At 67.9% G+C, this 16,626-nt stretch carries 12 protein-coding genes; 7 read left to right on the top strand and 5 right to left on the bottom strand.

The features are described from left to right. Positions 1-142 precede the first annotated feature (142 nt). Positions 143-2,365, bottom strand: coding sequence for a bifunctional glycosyltransferase/CDP-glycerol:glycerophosphate glycerophosphotransferase (locus tag G3I17_RS28860; RefSeq protein WP_164600753.1), 2,223 nt, complete (start codon positions 2,363-2,365; stop codon positions 143-145). A 25-nt stretch (positions 2,366-2,390) separates the two neighbouring features. Here G3I17_RS28860 and G3I17_RS28855 point away from each other — a divergent pair, with 25 nt between their 5' ends. Next, positions 2,391-3,173, top strand: a complete 783-nt coding sequence (locus tag G3I17_RS28855) for a cell filamentation protein Fic (protein WP_164600752.1) — start codon at positions 2,391-2,393, stop codon at positions 3,171-3,173. Between the two features lie 295 nt (positions 3,174-3,468). Here G3I17_RS28855 and G3I17_RS28850 read toward each other — a convergent pair whose 3' ends face one another. Further along, the gene (locus tag G3I17_RS28850; RefSeq protein ID WP_164600751.1) at positions 3,469-4,299 is read right to left on the bottom strand and encodes an HAD family hydrolase; all 831 of its coding nucleotides are present in this window, start codon (positions 4,297-4,299) and stop codon (positions 3,469-3,471) included. A gap of 522 nt (positions 4,300-4,821) precedes the next feature. On the opposite strand from G3I17_RS28850, the gene G3I17_RS28845 reads away from it, so the two are divergent. Together G3I17_RS28845 and G3I17_RS28840 are read left to right on the top strand one after the other, a co-directional pair. Continuing rightward, positions 4,822-6,528, top strand: coding sequence for a glycoside hydrolase family 18 protein (locus tag G3I17_RS28845; protein ID WP_164600750.1), 1,707 nt, complete (start codon positions 4,822-4,824; stop codon positions 6,526-6,528). Beyond that, the gene (locus tag G3I17_RS28840) at positions 6,528-7,454 is read left to right on the top strand and encodes a helix-turn-helix domain-containing protein (RefSeq protein ID WP_164600749.1); all 927 of its coding nucleotides are present in this window, start codon (positions 6,528-6,530) and stop codon (positions 7,452-7,454) included. The genes G3I17_RS28845 and G3I17_RS28840 overlap by 1 nt, the downstream gene beginning before the upstream one ends. An 81-nt stretch (positions 7,455-7,535) precedes the next feature. On the opposite strand, the gene G3I17_RS28835 is transcribed toward G3I17_RS28840, so the two are convergent. After that, entirely contained in the window at positions 7,536-8,735 is a 1,200-nt protein-coding gene (locus G3I17_RS28835; protein ID WP_203590900.1) for an MFS transporter, read from the bottom strand. An 81-nt stretch (positions 8,736-8,816) separates the two neighbouring features. Between G3I17_RS28835 and G3I17_RS28830 the strand changes: the two genes are divergently transcribed. Then, a complete protein-coding gene (locus G3I17_RS28830; RefSeq protein ID WP_203590899.1) occupies positions 8,817-9,551 on the top strand; it encodes a hypothetical protein in 735 nt (244 codons plus the stop codon). A 48-nt stretch (positions 9,552-9,599) separates the two neighbouring features. Here the strand turns inward: G3I17_RS28830 and G3I17_RS28825 are convergent, their stop codons facing one another. Further along, positions 9,600-11,150, bottom strand: coding sequence for a cellulose binding domain-containing protein (locus G3I17_RS28825; RefSeq protein ID WP_164600748.1), 1,551 nt, complete (start codon positions 11,148-11,150; stop codon positions 9,600-9,602). A gap of 48 nt (positions 11,151-11,198) precedes the next feature. Beyond that, positions 11,199-12,962 (bottom strand): glycosyl hydrolase family 18 protein, encoded by a 1,764-nt coding sequence (locus G3I17_RS28820; protein WP_203590898.1) that lies wholly within the window; start codon positions 12,960-12,962, stop codon positions 11,199-11,201. Between the two features lie 282 nt (positions 12,963-13,244). On the opposite strand from G3I17_RS28820, the gene ssd reads away from it, so the two are divergent. From ssd to G3I17_RS28805, 3 genes are all read left to right on the top strand, one after another. After that, positions 13,245-14,393 carry a septum site-determining protein Ssd gene (gene ssd, locus G3I17_RS28815; protein ID WP_203590897.1) on the top strand — a complete coding sequence of 383 codons (1,149 nt, stop codon included), beginning with the start codon at positions 13,245-13,247 and terminating at the stop codon, positions 14,391-14,393. After that, entirely contained in the window at positions 14,390-15,547 is a 1,158-nt protein-coding gene (locus G3I17_RS28810) for a TadA family conjugal transfer-associated ATPase (RefSeq protein WP_164600747.1), read from the top strand. The genes ssd and G3I17_RS28810 overlap by 4 nt, the downstream gene beginning before the upstream one ends. 115 nt (positions 15,548-15,662) lie before the next feature. Further along, entirely contained in the window at positions 15,663-16,520 is an 858-nt protein-coding gene (locus G3I17_RS28805; protein WP_164600746.1) for a type II secretion system F family protein, read from the top strand. Positions 16,521-16,626: the final 106 nt, after the last annotated feature.

Below are 16,626 nucleotides of genomic sequence, written 5' to 3'. Positions count from 1 at the left end.
GGCACCGGAACAGGGCTGAGGTGTTCAGACAGTGCGTCGTCGTCGCAGGCCGAAGCGATCGCGCACTGCGCTCGCGATCACCGGGCTGGTCGACATGGTCACCATTATGCACAACCGGCCGCGAAATCTCGCAGCCGTTCGGTCAGAGCTGGTGCGGCGACGGCGCCGGCCGACGGTCGGCCAGCGGCGTGATCGGCGGCAGCTCGGTCTCGCCGAGGAAGATCCGGCGGACCACCCGCTCGGCCGCTTGGCCATCGTCGAACTCGCAGAACTTCTCGCGGAACAACTGCCGGTGCTTGGCCGCCTCAGCCTTCGCGAACGCGCCCGTTTGAAGCGCCGAGAGCAACTCCTCCGACGAGCGCGCCACCAGGCCAGGCGGGAAGGCAGTGATGTCGAAGTACGTCCCGCGGGTGTTGTCGTAGGCGCCGAGGTCGTCGACCAGCAGCACGGTCGGCCGGTCGAGGTTGGCGTAGTCGAAGCTGATCGACGAGTAGTCCGAGATCAGCACGTCGGCCGCCAGCATCAGGTCTTCGACCCGTGGGTAGTCCGACGCGTCCACCACTCGCTCGGAACGCGCCGACGGATGCTTCGACAGCGAGTAGTGGGTCCGGACCAGGACCCGCCCGTGGTCACCGGCCGCGGCGGCCAGCTGGTCGAGGTCCAGGTGGATCCCGTCGCCACCGAGATCGACCAGGCCCGTCGGCGTACGGACCGAGTCGACGCCGTCGCGGAAGGTCGGCGCGTACAAGACCACCAGGTGCGAGTCGTCGAATCCGAAGGACGCCCGGATCGCCCGGACGTCGTCCAGCGTCGCGTTCAGCAGCCGGTCGTTGCGGGGGAACCCGTATTCGAGGTCCTCGAAATGGGCCGGGTAGGTGCGCTCCCAGATCTCCGACGAGTACCGGTTCGAGGACAGGTTGAAGTCCCACCGGTCGACCTGGCGCATCAGTTCGTCCAGGTCGAGGTCCTTCGCTGCGACCGGGTAATGCCGCAGATCGGTGCCCATCGTCTTCAGCGGCGTGCCGTGCTGGGTCTGGAGGTGGATCTGCCCGTCGCGCTTCTCGAGCTCCTTCGGCAGGTTCATGTTGCTGATGAAGTACGTCGCCTTGCCGACCAGCTTCTCGTACGCCGGGGAGCCGGCCACCACGTACTCGACACCCTCCGGGATCGCGCCGATGTGGTCGGCGTCGATCACCCAGATCCCCCGGAGCTGGGGAGCCAGTTCGGCGGCCTTCTCGTAGATCGCTCGCGGGTTGCACGCGTACTGCTTGAACCAGTAAGCGCCGTACAGAGCGAGGTTCGGATCCAGGTCGCGCTGCAGCAGCTTGCCGACTGCCTTGAGGGGCCTCGGCACGTTGAGCATCTTGGCGCTGAGCTTGAAGGTCGTGTACGTCGCGTAGTCGTCGTGCACGATCTGCCACCGGCGGAAGCCGCGCCGGGTCTTGTCGACGACGTACCCCTCGGGCTTCCAGCGCTTGGCGAAGGCCGCGGCGGCGTGGAAGAACTCGGCCCGCTGCTCCGGATCGATCCGCTCGGGCTTGTCCAGGACGGCCAGGATGTGGTCCAGCGACCGGTCGAAGGCGAACCGCCGCCAGCCGGCCAGCTCCGGGGCGGAGGTGATGAACGCGTGCACCCGGTCGTACTGGTCGAAGATGTCGAACTGCTGCCGGGTCGCGGTGGCGTGGATGTTGCCGCCGGTCCGGTGCTGCCGGTAGTGCACGACGACCTGGTCCAGCGTCGCGATCCGCTGCGCGGTCAGCATCGTGGAGTAGGTCCAGGGTGCGTCCTCGTAGAACCCGGCGGTGAAGACGAAGCCGTGCAGGGTGAGGAAGTCGCGCCGGATCGCCTTGTTCCAAACCACCTCGAGGAAGGTCAGGAAGACCGGCCGCTCGGCCGCGGTGAAGACGCCGGCGCCTTCGCGGGCGAACGCGTCGTGCCGCTGGTTGCGGACCACCTGGCCGTCCCAGAAGACCCGCTCGTAGTCGAACATCACGATGTCCGGCCGGTCGGTCGCGTCGATCCGGGTGGCGATCGCCGCCAGCGCGCCGGGCAGGAAGACGTCGTCGGCGTCCAGGAACAGCACGTAGTCGCCGCTGCACTCCTTCAGGCCCTCGTTCCGGGCGAGCCCGAGCCCGACGTTCTCGCTCAGGTGCAGCACCCGGAGCCGCGGGTCGGCGGCGGCGTACTCGTCGAGGATCCGGCCGCTGCCGTCCGGGCTCGCGTCGTCCACCCCGATGACCTCGAAGTCGGCACACGACTGGCTGAGGACCGAATCCAGGCACGGCCGCAGCCAGGCCCGTGACGCATGACACGGGACCACGATGCTGAACCTGGGGACCCCGGCGGAGTCGGTGCTGGCGGCCATGAGACTGCATCTTAGAGTGCGGTTCATGAGCGCTGATGTGTTCGAACCGCTGGTGGGACTCGAAGGGGTCGGCTCGGCGGCCCGTGCGGCCCGGGATGCGGTCGACGTGGTACTGCGCGACCGTGGGCTCCGGAAGGTCAGTGCGGACATGACCGCCGAGGCGCTGCTCCGGGGTGCCCACGCCTCCGCCGTGCTGGCGGGCAGCCAGGCGACGCTGGAGGAGGTACGCCGGGGTGGCGGCGACGCCTGGACGGCCGGAGCCGTCCGGATGACCGGCGAGCTGATGAGCCTCGCGCCGCGGATGGACACCGCGCCGGTACAGGTCTGGACCAGACTTCACCAGTTGGCGGCGGTCGAACTCGGTAGTGAAGACCAGTTGGGTCACCTGCGGACCAGCCGTGAGCCGCTGCCGGACGACATCCCCGGCCTGCCGCCGGCGCCGCCCGCCGGCGAGATGTGGGAGCGCCTGCACGGGCTGGCCCAGGCGCTGGCCCGCCCGACCAAGGCGCCGGGGCTGGTGGTGGCCGCGATCGTGCACGCGGAACTAGCGGTGCTGCGGCCCTTTCCGGCCGCCAACGGATTGGTCGCGCGGGCCGCCGAGCGCGCCGTGTTGGTTGCTAAGGGCATCGACCCGTTGTCGGTCACGGTGCCGGAGATCGGGCACTTCGAGCTGCGTGCTTCCTACGCCCAGGGTCTGCGCGACTACGCCGACGGTGGGCTGGTCGGCGTACAGGCCTGGTTACTGAGGAGTTGTGAAGTGATCGCGCTCTCGGCGGAACGCTCACCGCTCAATCTCTCTACCCAGTAAAGGCTCCACCCACTAAAGAAATTGCGAACGGCGCTCTCCGAAGAGAGCGCCGTCGCGAGCACGTCATCCTGGTTACCAAGCGTGCACCTTGTCTGCCGCCCCATGGTTTCGGCGTTGGCCGAAGTCTGGGGTCGTGCTGCCCGGTTGGGATGGGCTGGTCGCCGCGTGGGTGCCTGGCTGCCGTGCGATTCTCTACCGGATCCGAAGATCCTTTGTGCTTCCTTTGTACTCCCCGGATCCCTTCCTGGGAAGGGCTAACGAGACCTTCATGAAGCTGTGAAGAACGGAGCCCGCCTCAACTTTCGTTGAGCTTCGAGCGCCGGCGGGCGGCGTAGAGCAGCAGTCCGGCGGCGGTCAGGGCCGCGCCGACGAGGGTCGCGGCGATGGCCGGCCGGCGGACCTCGTGGAACCTCTTGCCCTCTTCCAGTGCCACTGGTTTGGTGAAGTCGAGCACCGGCCAGTCGCGCGCCACCGCGAGCCGGCGCAGCGCCTTGTCGGGGTTCACCGCGAACGGATGGCCGACCGCAGCCAGCATCGGCTCGTCGGTGATCGAGTCCGAATAGCCGTAGGAGCCCTTCAGGTCATAGCCTTCCGCGGCGGCGAGCTCGGTGATCGCGGTCGCCTTGTGCGGGCCGTACGCGTACTGCGAGATCTCACCCGTGTACTTGCCATCGGCAACCACCATCCGGGTGGCGATCACCTTGTCGGCGCCGAGCATCGCGCCGATCGGCTCGACCACCTCGGCCCCGGACGAGGAGACGATCACCACGTCCCGGCCGGCCGCATGGTGCTCCGAGATCAGCGTCACCGCCTCGTCGTAGATCATCGGCTCGACGATGTGGTGCAGGGTGTCGGCGACGATCGCGCGGACCGTCTGGACGTCCCAGCCTGTGCACATAGCGGACAGGTACTCCCGCATCCGCTCCATCTGGTCGTGGTCGGCGCCGCCGAGCAGGTACATGAACTGGGCGTAGGCGCTGCGCAGGACGGTCCGCCGGTTGATCAGTCCGCCGGCGTAGAACGGCCGGGAGAAGGCCAGCGTGCTGGAGCGGGCGATGATCGTCTTGTCGAGGTCGAAGAAGGCGGCTGATCGGGACGCCGACGGGTGTTCCATGGGGTCGAGCATAGGGTGGTCGGCGAAACGCCGAGGGGCCCGGCCTTTCGTGTAGCCGGGTCTCCCGTTAGACTGATGAGCAGTGTGACAGTGGCACTGGCCTGGAAGCCTCTGATCGAGGTCCAGGTGCCGGTAGTTCGGGCACTCGGTTGCAATAAAACTGAGATGTGTGACTTCCGGATTCGGGGGGTACATACCTCTCGACAGTGGCAGACTGTCGCCTCCTGATCGGCCCCCGGCTCCTCCCCCCGAGCCCGTGGCCGAAGACGGCCCCCGGTCACCCCCCCGCCGGGGGCCGTCGCCTTTCCTTTTGCGGAAATTCCTCCCGGTGGAGCCCTTCCCGGGAGGAATTCGGCACTGGCTGCAAGCGCTTACCGCTTTGCAGGCTTCCTGCCCTTCTTCGGGCAAAACCGTGGGGTATAGGCCGGTTTGGTGTTAAAACCCAGCATATTTTTCAGTTTTACTGAGCGTGGGAGCGCTCCCACTTTATGTAGGGTCTTGACAATGTAGTTGACTCGTCACACTTTGTGTCACATGAACCCGCGAACCAACCGCCCCCACTCCGCGGTCATCCCCGTCCTGCTCGCCCTGCTTCTCGCCCTCGCCGGAGTGCTCCTGACCACCGGGACCAGCTCCGCGGCGACCAACCTCGTCACCAACGGGACCTTCGAGACCGGCACCCTGGCCGGCTGGTCCTGCACCGCCGGGTCCGGAGCCGCCGTCAGTGGCTCGGCCCACGGCGGCACCTACCAGCTGCAGGGCACGCCGACGTCGAACGACAACGCCCGCTGCAGCCAGTCGGTCTCGGTCAAGCCGAGCTCGACGTACACGCTGTCGGCCTGGGTGAAGGGCTCGAACGTGTACCTCGGCGCCGACGGCGGCACGAGCACCTGGACCTCGAGCACCGGTTGGGCCCAGCTGACCACGACCTTCACGACGAGCGCCTCGGCCACCACCGTGACGGTCTACCTGCACGGTTGGTACGGCCTGCCGCCGTACCAGGCGGACGACGTAGTACTGGATGGACCGGGTGGGACCGGCCCGCCGCCGGACACGACGCCGCCGACCACACCGGGCGGTCTCACGGTGGGTAGCCCGACGTCGAGCTCACTGCAGCTCAACTGGTCGGCCGCCTCGGACGCGAACGGCGTCAGCCGGTACGACGTGGTTCGCGGCTCCGACGCCCCGCAGAGCGTGGGCAACGTGACCAGCTGGACGGCGACGGGCCTCAACCCGACCACGACGTACAGCTTCAAGGTGCGCGCCTGCGACGCGGCCGGCAACTGCTCGGCGTACGGGGCGACGGTCTCCGGTACGACGTCCAGCGGGCCGACCAATCCGCCGACGGGCAACCTGCCCAAGCACGTCCTGACCGGCTACTGGCAGAACTTCAACAACGGTGCGACGGTCCAGAAGATCTCCGACGTGCCCGCGGCGTACGACCTGATCGCGGTCGCCTTCGCCGACACGGACGCGTCCCGGCCGGGTGGCATCACCTTCACCCTCGACAGCGCCGGCCTGAACGGCTACACCGTCGCGCAGTTCAAGGCGGACATCGCCGCCAAGCACACGGCCGGTAAGAAGGTCATCCTGTCCGTGGGCGGCCAGAACGGCACCGTCTCGGTCGCCAACGCGACCGCGGCCGCCAACTTCGCGAGCAGTGCGCTGTCGATCCTGCGCGAGTACGGCTTCGACGGGATCGACATCGACCTGGAGAACGGCGTCAACGCGCAGTACATGGGTCAGGCGCTGCAGAGCCTGCGGAGCAGCTTCGGCAGCGGACTGGTGATCACGATGGCGCCGCAGACGATCGACATGCAGGCGCCGACGTTCGAGTACTTCAAGCTGGCGCTGGCGATCAAGGACATCCTGACTATCGTCAACGTCCAGTACTACAACTCCGGCTCGATGAACGGCTGCAACGGGCAGGTCTACTCGCAGGGCTCGGTCGACTTCATCACCGCGCAGGCCTGCATCCTGCTGCAGGGCGGGCTCCGGCCCGACCAGGTCGGTCTCGGTCTGCCGGCGTCGACCCGGGGAGCCGGTAGCGGCTACGTGTCGCCGACGATCGTCAACAACGCGCTGGACTGCCTCGCCAGGGGCACCAACTGCGGCAGCTTCAAGCCGAGTACCACCTGGCCCACGCTGCGCGGCGCCATGACCTGGTCGACCAACTGGGACGCACTCAACGGCAACGCGTTCTCCAACCAGGTCGGCTCCCACGTCCACGCCCTCCCCTAATGCACAACTACAGGCCTGCTCCGGTGCTGGAGGCGCTCGGTGTTTGCTCGGAGGACGAGCAGCTCTACCGGGTGCTTCTGGCCCGGCCAGAGGCAACCACGACCGAACTGGTCACTGACACAGGCTGGGCCACCGCACGGGTGGCCCGGCACCTCCGCTCGCTCCTGACACTGGGCCTGGCCTCCCGTACTCCGGGGCGCCCGGCCCGCTACACCCCGGCGGTGCCCGAGGCCGCGGTGGAGCTCCTGGCGCTTCGCAAGCAGGCAGCGATCGTCCAGGCGCGTCTCGGCGCCGCCGCGCTCACTTCGGAGTTCCGGGCTCGGCACGATGCTGGGCCGTTCACGGTGATCCGTGGGGCGCAGGCGATGGCGCAACGGTTCTACCAAGCTCAGCAGAGTGCGCAGACCGAGGTACTGGTGCTGGACAAGCCGCCGTTCGTCGTACTGCCGATCGAGCCTCGACGGGCTCATGGAGTGACCTATCGGACCATCTACGACATGGCTGCTCTCGTGGAGCCTGCGGAGATCGCTGCTGCGCGTAGTGCCGGGCCGAGCTGCCGGATGCTTCGGGACGTACCGCTGAAGCTGGTGGTCGCCGATGGGCGGACAGGGCTGCTGCAAACCGGGCAGGAGCTCGTCGAGATCGGGCCGTCGACCTTGCTGGACGCGTTACTGCGGTTGTTCGAGCTGCTCTGGCAGCAGGCGACTCCGCTGTCACCGCAAGCTTCGGACGGGCCGTTGACCTTCGAGGACCAGCAGTTGCTGGCTCTGGCCGCCGCTGGGCTGACCGACCAGGCGATAGCCCGCCGACTCGGCGTAGCCCAGCGAACGGTCGAGCGCCGGATGCAACGGATCCTGAAGGCGCTAGACGCGACCACCCGCTTCCAAGCGGGTCTAAGAGCAGGTCAGCGAGGACTGCTGACCTAGTCGGTGACGTCCGAGACCGTGGCGTCGAGGGCCTTGAGCAAGTCCTCGGCGTTCACTGTCATGCCGCATCGGTTGCTCGCGTCAGGTGGTCAGTTTGGCACTGCGCCGCAACAGGAGAGCCAGGAGTAACGTGATGAGGAGTAGAGCACCCGCCTCGACGACTACTCCGGGCCAGGCGGCGCGCGTCCACGCAGTACCGGCCAGGCCGCCGAAGACGGAGGAGCCTAGGTAGTACGCGAAGAGATAGAAGCTGGCCGCCTGACCAGTACCACCGCCACCTGCATGAGCCCGTACGGCGACCCACCCGCTGGCGACTCCGTGGACGGCGAAGAACCCCGCTGTCATCACTGCGAGCCCGGCGATGACCAGTGGGAGTGGTGTCGCGAGTGTCAGGCTGACGCCGGCCAGTGTCACCAGACAGCCGACCGGCACCACCGCGCGGCGGCCGTAGCTGTCGGCCAACCTGCCTGCGACCGCTGATGCTGCGGAGCCGACCAGGTAGACGGCGAACACCAGCCCGGCCAGCCCGGGCCCGAGACCGTATGGCTCTGCAGCGAGTCTGAAGCCCGTAGCGTTGTAGACGGCGACGAAAGCGCCCATCGCGGTGGCGGCTATGCCGTAGAGGGCAAGCAGTGCTGGGTCTTTGAGCACTCTGCGAGTCTGGCGGCTACCAGTCGCACGGACGAAGTTCTGCGAGTCGGGCAGCAGGATGGCGACCAGTACTGCGCAGGCCACGCCGAGCACAGCGATGCCGGTCAGGGCAGCTCGCCACCCTCCCAGGTCAGCCAGGCCGCCGGCTACGAGCCGGCCGGTCATGCCACCTACTGCTGTGCCCGCGATGTAGAGGCCGCTCGCCCTGGCGAGACTGTCGTCTGCGACCTCCTCGCGGAGGTACGCCATCGCAACAGCCGGGAGCCCGGCGAGCGCCACGCCCTGCAGACCTCTGAGGGCCAGCAGGACCTGCCAGTTCGGTGCGAGGGCACAGAGGACGGCTATCGCGGCCGCGGCCGCCACCGACCATCGCATCAGCTTGGTGCGGCCGATGACCTCGGAGACCGGGCCTGCGATCAGCAGCGCGATACCAAGCCCCAGAGTGGCCAACGACACACTGAAGGCGCTCTGGCTGGGGGAGACCCGGAACACCCGCGCCAGCTCGGGCAGCAGGGCCTGAGTGCTGTAGAGCATCGCGAAAGTCGCCAGCCCGGCCGCGAACAACGCCACTGACAGCCTGCGATAGCCCGCCTCACCAGGTCGGTAGCCGCGAGCCGGTGCAGTCGTCACCCGGAAAACGTAGCGGCAGACGGACGTACAAGACGGTCGTCTGAAGTTTGAAAAACCCTCCCTTTATATAAGGTCTGCTCCGTGAGGAAGCTTTTGAGTGCGGGCAGGCCGAATCGGCGACAAGTGTTCTTGGCCGGGGCGGCGGTGGCGGCGTCGACAGTGGCGACGACCGGTACGGCCGCTGCGGGCGGGTATGGATCGGGAGACCTGGCAGCGTGGAAGGGCCTGACCAAGGCCGTGGCCACCCCGGCGACGATCGAACGGGTGCTCGCCGCGGGCGGCGTGTTCATGTTCGGGGACAGCCTCGGTGTGCAGGACGGCAAGGCGCTGTCCCTGCGGCTGCTGAGCAGTCTGAACCTGGACCTGGCCGTGAACAACTGGTCGGGGCGGCCGACGAAGGAAACCGTCGACGCACTGGCACAGTGGAAGGCCGATCACGGGCTGCCCCGGCGGGTGCTGATGTCGAGCGGTACCAACGACATCTTCACGCCGCCCGCGATGGCGGCGCAGATCGACCGGGCGATGAGCATCGTCGGGAGCAGGACCACGGTGTTCTGGGTGAATACCCAGGTCGCGCGCACCGGACTGGGGGCCGCCCTGCAGTTGGCCGACCAGCGCAACAGCGCGTGGGTCAACATGCAGTTGGCCGATGCGCAGCGGCGCCACTCGAACCTGCGGATCGTCCGCTGGGCGGAGTGGCTGGCGGCCAAACCGAGCCGGTTGGGGACCTACCTGCGGCAGGGCATCCACACCTCGGTCCCGTACGGCCAGGACGCCCGCAACGAGCTGATCGTCCAGGCGATCAAGGCCGGCTGAGTTGTACCGAGCACTGCGGCGGGCCGGCTTGGCCCGCCGCAGTACCGGTCAGAACCCTGCGGTGATGCGGGTGAAGTCCCAGTCGCCCTGGGCGATGCCGCTGCAGTTGGAGACGACGCCGCCGCCTGCGCAACCGCGGTCACGGTTCACCGACCAGAAGGCCAGCCGGGCCAGGCCGTTGTTCTTGGCCCAGGTGGTGATGTTCTGCCAGGTCGCCGTCGTGGTCATCTCCTGCTGGTCGGACAGACCGTTCATCCCGGAGATGCCCTGGTGGGCGTAGGCCTGCGCGGTGGTCCAGCCGAAGACGGACTTCAGCTTGTTGTTCAGACCCGTGGACGCGCCGACCGTGTCGTTGTAGATGTTGCTGCTGCCGAAGTCGAACGGCATCAGGGTGAAGACGTCGATGTTCGCGCCCAGTGCCTGGGACCGCTCGATCAGCCGGTTGCCGTAGTAGTTCGGGCCGGTGGTCGAGGTGCCGAAGGTCAGGATCGTCTGGATCCCGGGGTTGTTCTGCTTGACGATCTTCAGCGCGTTCAGGATCCGGTCCTGGACGGCCTCGTTCTCGAACTCGTCGGAGTTCTCGATGTCGATGTCGATCGCCTTCAGGCCGTAGGCGCTGATCACCTGCTGGTACGCGCCGGCCAGTGCCTCCGGCGTGCTGCAGTTCGGGCCGAGCTTGTTGCCGCTCCAGCCGCCGATCGACGGAATGATGTCTCCGCCGGCCGCACGGATCTGGGAGATCGCGGTGGCGTCGGCACTGCCCTGCAGCGGCCTCGCGCCGTCCCAGGCCGCGTTGCAGCCGCCGGACGACAGGATGAAGGCCATCGTGAACCACTTGATGCCGGTGGCGCTCATGACCGTGGCCGGGCTCGGCGGGTTGCCCCAACCCATGTAGAGGTACGGCGCTGCCCTACGGGTGCCGACCGGCGGGTCGCCACCTGTCTTGGTCGTCACGGAGACGGCGCCCGTCTTGGGTCCCTCGCCAGCGCTGTTGGAGCCGCTGACCTGATAGCTGTACGCCGTGTTGGCCGACAGCCCTGAGTCCGTGTACGACGTGCCGCTCGGCGTACCGACCTTGGTGCCGTTGCGGTAGACGTTGTAGCTGGTGGCGCCGCTAGCCGCCGACCAGGTGAGGCTGACCGAGTTCGCGGTGGAAGTACCGGCTAGTCCACTGGGTGCGCCGGGTACTGTCCCGCCGCCACCGCCAGTGCAGGAGCCACCGTTCAGTCGGCAGGCGGCGATACCGGGGAAGTTGCCCGGGGCGCCGTTGAAGCCGAAGGTGACACTGGCGCCAGGAGCGAGCGGACCCGCCCAGCTGGGCGGAACGAACGTGTGGGTCAGTCCGCTGCTGGTGCGGGTGGCGTCCCACGAACTGCTGATGCTGTAGCCGGACGGGAAGTCCAGGGCGACCGACCAGGTGCTGATCGAGGCGCTGGTGCCGTTCGTGACGGTCACCTTGCCCTCGAACCCGCTACCCCAGTCCGACACCTTTGTGAAGGCCGCGCTCACCGGTGCGGCCGAGGCCGCGGGGATGAAGAGGACGGACATCACCACTGCTGCTATCGCCGCGATGGCGACACTCAAGCGCTTGCGTTTCATGTTGCTCCGATCCAGGGGGCGGAAGGGTGATCAGAATTCAGGCCGGTTTCAGACCGGTGCCCAGAGTGCGGGGACGTTCGGCGGTTCCCAGCCGGGCTGAGTGGTGTGGCCCTGGACGCAGCGGTAGGTGCGGCCCTGGTAGGACACCAGCGCGCCGGTCGGGTAGGTGGTCCACGCAGTCCACGGGGTTGCCGTCGGAGGGGTGGTCGGCGGCGTGGTGGGAGGTGTCGTCGGGGGAGTCGTGGGCGGCGTCGTGGGCGGAGTGGTCGGCGGCGTCGTGGGAGGCGTCGTCGGCGGAGTGGTGGGCGGCGTTGTGGGCGGGGTGGTCGGCGGGCCGCTGCAGCCGGGGGTCTCAGCATTGACCGAGTTGACGACGTTGTTGAACAACGTGACGCCCGGGTCCAGCGCTTCGAGGCTGTACATCATCGCGCCGGCCAGGCCCTTGCAGTGGCCGTAGTCGGCCTTCTCCTTGATCGACCGGGCGTTGTCGCCGGTCCAGAAGGTGCCGTTGCTGTAGAACCAGGACGACTTGCTGGCGTCGTCGAAGAACGTGGAGGCCGGGTTGTCGACGAATCCGGTGAGCTCCTTGTAGAAGGAGACGCCGGGCACGTTGCCGCTCAGCGCGTGACCGTCGGCCGGCTGGGTAGCCGTCTGGTACTTGCCGTTGGCCGTGGCCGGCACACCCTTCCAACCCCTGTAATAGAAGGGGTATCCGATGGTGAGCTTGTTGGCCGGGAAGCCGCCGGGGATCCCGTACGCCGGGTCGCCGGTGGTCCAGGCCTGGACCGCGCCGTCGACCGAGTACTTCTTCGTGCCCGGCGGGATCGGGTTGCTCGGGTCGTTCGGGGCCTGGTACAGCGGGTCCTGGAAGTTGGTCGGACCGGTCGGCTCGAAACCGCCGTGCATGTCGTAGGTCATCACGTTGTTGTAGTCGAGGTACTGACCGATCTTGTCGGTCTCGATCGTCTTGATCTTGTCCTGGCCGGCCGGTGTCGCGGCGGTCAGCCACATCTTCTTGCCGCCGTTCGCGCTACCGAAGGCGTCCAGCTGCCGGCGGAACTCGGCCAGCAGGAGGGTGAAGTTGCCCTTGTCGGCGGCGCTCCAGTGGTTGCCGGTGTGACCGCCCGGCGAGCCCGGGTACTCCCAGTCGATGTCGATGCCGTCGAAGATGCCCGCGGCGCTGCCGGCGCCGCCGAAGCCGTCCACCAGCGGCAGGTCGCCCTTGATGAACATATTCACGCAGGAGGTGACCAGGGCCTTGCGCTTGGCGTCGGTGGAGGCCGCGTCGGAGAAGTACTTCGAGTAGGTCCAGCCGCCGATCGAGATCAGGATCTTCAGGTTCGGCTGCTTGGCCTTCAGCTTCTTCAGCTGGTTGAAGTTGCCCTGGATCGGCTGGTTCCAGACGTCGCCGACGCCGTCGACGCTGATGTCCGCGCCGTACGACTTGCCGTAGTCCGCGAACGCGTCACCCGCGCCGTCACCGGCGTTCGGGTTGCTCTCGTCCTGGGAGGCGGCCTGGTTGGCCATGAAGCAGGTGTGGCTGGTCGGGTGGATGTTCGCGAACGCGTAGTTGAGGAAGTCGAGCTTGCTCGCGACCCCGGTGGTGATCAGGTTCTTCGGGTAGAACGCGTTCTGGTAGATGCCCCACTGGGTGAAGTAGGCCGTCTTCACGCCGCCACTGCTGGCGGCCAGGGCCTTCGGTTGGGCATCGGGGGCGGGTGGTCCGGCGGTCGCGACCGAGATTCCGGCAACGGCGATCAGGGCTGTTGCGGCCACTGTGGCCGCCGCGGCAACGCTGCGCATTCGACTCATGGGGCGGGTCCTCCACTTTGGAGCGGTTTTAATTCGGTCCCCGCCCCACCGCCCCGGTCTGGGCAGTGCACGGGTGTCCAGCTGGTGTCCACGAGTGGACGCTGGTGGAGCGTTCTGAGAGAAACTTAGTTAAGGACGCTTCGAAACGAACCGTAGCTCTTCGCCGCGCGCAGGTCGCCGGGTCGCGATGGCGGATTGCCGCTGGTGACGGATATCCGACAGTTCTCCACAGGCTTGGTCTTTCTTCTGGCTCCGGCCCGGAACGACGGCATCTTCTAAGGCATGGAGAACCTTCTTTCGATGCCGCCGCCGGCCGTGCTGCTGGCCACCGCCGACGAGCTGTTGCTGGACGACCTGCTCCGCCTCGCCGCGGCGGCGGAGGTGGCGCCGCGAGTGGAGAACGACCTGCTCGGCCTCCGCCGCAACTGGCAGACCGCCACCCTGGTCGTTGTCGGCGAAGACCTGGCCGACCCGTTGGCCCGAACCCAACCAACCCGCCGCTCCGGCGTCCTACTAGCCACCCGCGCATCGCCCCGAACCCCACCCCGCAGCACGCCTCCACCCGCCCCCGATCCCCAGTGGGCCGCGCTGCCGGGCGATTCCGATGCCTACCGGCATGCGCTCGCGATCGGCGCCGAGGGTGTATTCGTCCTGCCTACCGACGAGGCGGCCCTCGGCGACAAGCTGTCCGATGCTCTCGACGGCGGTGTGCGAACGGCCGTCACGCTGGCCTTTGTCGGCGGCTGTGGTGGTGCCGGCGCCACCACACTGGCGGCTGCCGTCGCGATCACCGCCGGCCGCCGCGGCCTGCGCAGCATGCTGATCGACGGTGACCCCTTGAGCGGCGGCATCGAGCTCGTCCTGGGCACCGAGACCTACGAAGGATCCCGCTGGCCCGCATTGCTGAACGCGGCAGGCCGCGTCAGCGCCAGCGCATTGCGAGCCGCGCTCCCATCAGTAGACGGACTGGCGGTGCTGTCCTGGGACCAATCAGACGTGACAGCCCTGCCCCCAGAGGCGATGAGGTCGGTTCTCGGCGCTGCCCAACGCAGCAGCGACCTGGTTGTCGTCGACCTCCCGCGCCGGCCCGATCCCGCCGCGGAGGAGGCCTTCGTCCGGGCGACCTCGACGCTGGTGGTCGTTCCTCGCGATGTCCGCTCCTGCGCTGCGGCCGCACGGCTGGTGGCGCCGCTGCGGGAGGTTGCCCACGACCTGCGGGTGGTCGCCCGCGAGCCTGGCCTGAACGGGTTGTCCGCTCTCGATGTCGCGGATCATCTGTCTCTTCCGCTGGCAGCCAAGCTCGGGTCCGAGCGGGATCTGCCGTCGTCGCTCGACGAGGGGCGGTTCGATCCGCGACCGCGGAGCGCGTTGGGGCGGGCCGCGGGCGAAGTACTGGATCTGTTCGGCCTCTACGGATTGCTCGCGGCATGAACGTCCCGGCCGAGCTGGTCGAGCGCGTGCGCGGAATCCTTGCTGCGCAGGGATCCGGGCCGACGCCTGCGCGAGTCGCCGCCGCTCTGCGCGCCAACGGCACCGTCTGCGGCGACGCGATGGTGCTCGCCGTCGTCGAAGCCCTGCGCCGCGAGGCGATGGGCGCCGGCCCGCTCGACGTCCTGCTCTCGGAGCCCGGTATCACCGACATCTTGGTGAACGGCCCGAACGAGGTCTTCATCGATCGCGGTTCGGGCCTCGAACGCATCGCTCTCCACACCGGAGACGAGCCCGCCGTCCGCCGCCTGGCGACTCGCCTCGCCGCGGCTGCCGGTCGCCGTCTCGACGACGCGACGCCGTACGTCGATGTCCGGCTGCCCGACGGCACTCGCTTCCACGCTGTGCTCGCACCGATCGCAGCCACCGGGACCTGCCTGTCCCTTCGGGTCCCCTCGCGCAAAGTCTTCACCCTCGAAGAGTTGGTTGCTGCCGGCTCCCTTCCGCCCGGCGGCGCCTCCGTACTCCGAGATCTCCTGCAGGCCCGCGTCGCGTTTCTGATCAGCGGAGGCACCGGCACGGGCAAGACGACCCTGCTCAATTCCCTGCTGTCCTTGGCGGACCCATCGGAACGCCTCGTCCTGGTCGAAGACGCAAGTGAGCTCCGCCCCAACCATCCCCACGTCATCCGCCTCGAGGCCCGACCGCCCAACGTCGAAGGTGCCGGCGAGATCTCCCTGCGCGACCTCGTCCGCCAAGCGCTACGAATGCGCCCGGACCGCTTGGTAGTAGGCGAGGTCCGCGGCGCCGAAGTCGTAGACCTACTGAGCGCCCTGAACACCGGCCACGAGGGCGGCTGCGGCACCGTCCATGCAAACTCAGCCGCCGACATCCCAGCCCGGCTGGAAGCCCTCGGCGCCATGGCCGGCCTCACCCGAGAAGCCATCCACAGCCAAATCTCCTCAGCCCTACAAGCGGTGATCCACCTGACCCGAACCCCCACCGGCACCCGCCGAATCGCAGAAATCCGAGCATTCACCACCACCCCCACCGGCCAAACCATCACAGTCCCCGCCATCGAATTTCCCCCCACCGGTCCCCCGAAACTCCACCAAGCCGCCACCCTCCTCGCCCCCCACCTAAAACGAGCAGCCTGACCCCGCCGCTCTCTGCCCCCGCCCCACCTCTCCCTCCCTCACCCCAGCCTCGCCCTTCCTGGAGCGCCTTGATGACCACTGCGTTTGTTGTTTGCGGCCTCTCTGGAGCGGCCCGATGCGAGCCTTGACAGCTCTGCTGACTCTGGTCACGGTGCTCGCGCTGCTTCCGACTTCGACGCGAGCCCTTCATCGCCTCAATTCGCCGCCCCCGCGGCCTCGTGGCCAATCCCAACTCTCCGCGGGTGGTGGTGAGTTCGCGCGATCGACCGGGCGACGGCTCGGAGTGCTCGCCGCGGTTGTTGCTATCGGCATCTTGATCGCGACGGCGACCGGTCCGTCCGTGGTGGTGATCGCGTTGGCTCTGGGGGTCATCGCGATGGTGGCGATCGGCCAATGGAGGCGTTCTGTGCGACAACGGACTGCTGCTGCCAGACGAGCGGCGGTCATCGAAGCCTGCGACGTACTGGCTGCTGAGCTGAGCGCAGGCCGTCCACCAGCAACTGCGTTGGAGGGCGCTGCCACGGTCTGCCCCGATCTCGAGGTGGCCTCAGCAGCGGCCAAACTCGGCGGCGACGTCCCAGCCCTCCTCGAACTCATCGCCGAATCACCAGGAGCCGAAGGCCTGCGAGCCCTCGCCGCAGCCTGGCGAGTAGCCGACGAATCCGGCGCGGCCTTCGCCCTCATCACCGAACGCCTGGCCGATTCGCTCCGCGCCGACGAAACCATCCGCCGCCAGATCACCGCCAGCATCGCCGGCACTCGGGCAACCGCCCGCCTACTGGCAGTCCTTCCCGCCTTCGGCACCGCACTCGGCTACGCCATCGGCGCCGACCCACTCGCCTTCCTCACCAAAACCCCACCCGGCTGGCTCTGCCTGGCCCTAGGCCTGACCCTCTCCACCCTCGGCCTCCACTGGACCGAAGCCCAAACCAAACCCCCCTGGGAATCCCGCCACTCCAACCAACCCACCTAACCCATGCCGCCCCACCCCTCACCGCCCCGATCACCACGCCCCGACCCACTCACCCAATCCCCACGCCAACCCACCCACTAGTCACCCGAGCTGATCACGATGCCTA

The sequence above is a fragment of the Streptomyces sp. SID13031 genome (assembly GCF_010548305.1).
In the GTDB taxonomy this organism is placed as follows: domain Bacteria; phylum Actinomycetota; class Actinomycetes; order Propionibacteriales; family Kribbellaceae; genus Kribbella.
This window is presented reverse-complemented; position numbering and strand designations above follow the sequence as displayed.

Coding starts and splice junctions, on each gene's coding strand:
- G3I17_RS28845 (WP_164600750.1), top strand. CDS start 4,822: ATGAACCCGCGAACCAACCGCCCCCACTCCGCGGTCATCCCCGTCCTG.
- G3I17_RS28825 (WP_164600748.1), bottom strand. CDS start 11,150: ATGAAACGCAAGCGCTTGAGTGTCGCCATCGCGGCGATAGCAGCAGTG.
- G3I17_RS28820 (WP_203590898.1), bottom strand. CDS start 12,962: ATGAGTCGAATGCGCAGCGTTGCCGCGGCGGCCACAGTGGCCGCAACA.
- G3I17_RS28840 (WP_164600749.1), top strand. CDS start 6,528: ATGCACAACTACAGGCCTGCTCCGGTGCTGGAGGCGCTCGGTGTTTGC.
- G3I17_RS28805 (WP_164600746.1), top strand. CDS start 15,663: ATGCGAGCCTTGACAGCTCTGCTGACTCTGGTCACGGTGCTCGCGCTG.
- ssd (WP_203590897.1), top strand. CDS start 13,245: ATGGAGAACCTTCTTTCGATGCCGCCGCCGGCCGTGCTGCTGGCCACC.
- G3I17_RS28860 (WP_164600753.1), bottom strand. CDS start 2,365: ATGGCCGCCAGCACCGACTCCGCCGGGGTCCCCAGGTTCAGCATCGTG.
- G3I17_RS28855 (WP_164600752.1), top strand. CDS start 2,391: ATGAGCGCTGATGTGTTCGAACCGCTGGTGGGACTCGAAGGGGTCGGC.
- G3I17_RS28810 (WP_164600747.1), top strand. CDS start 14,390: ATGAACGTCCCGGCCGAGCTGGTCGAGCGCGTGCGCGGAATCCTTGCT.
- G3I17_RS28850 (WP_164600751.1), bottom strand. CDS start 4,299: ATGCTCGACCCCATGGAACACCCGTCGGCGTCCCGATCAGCCGCCTTC.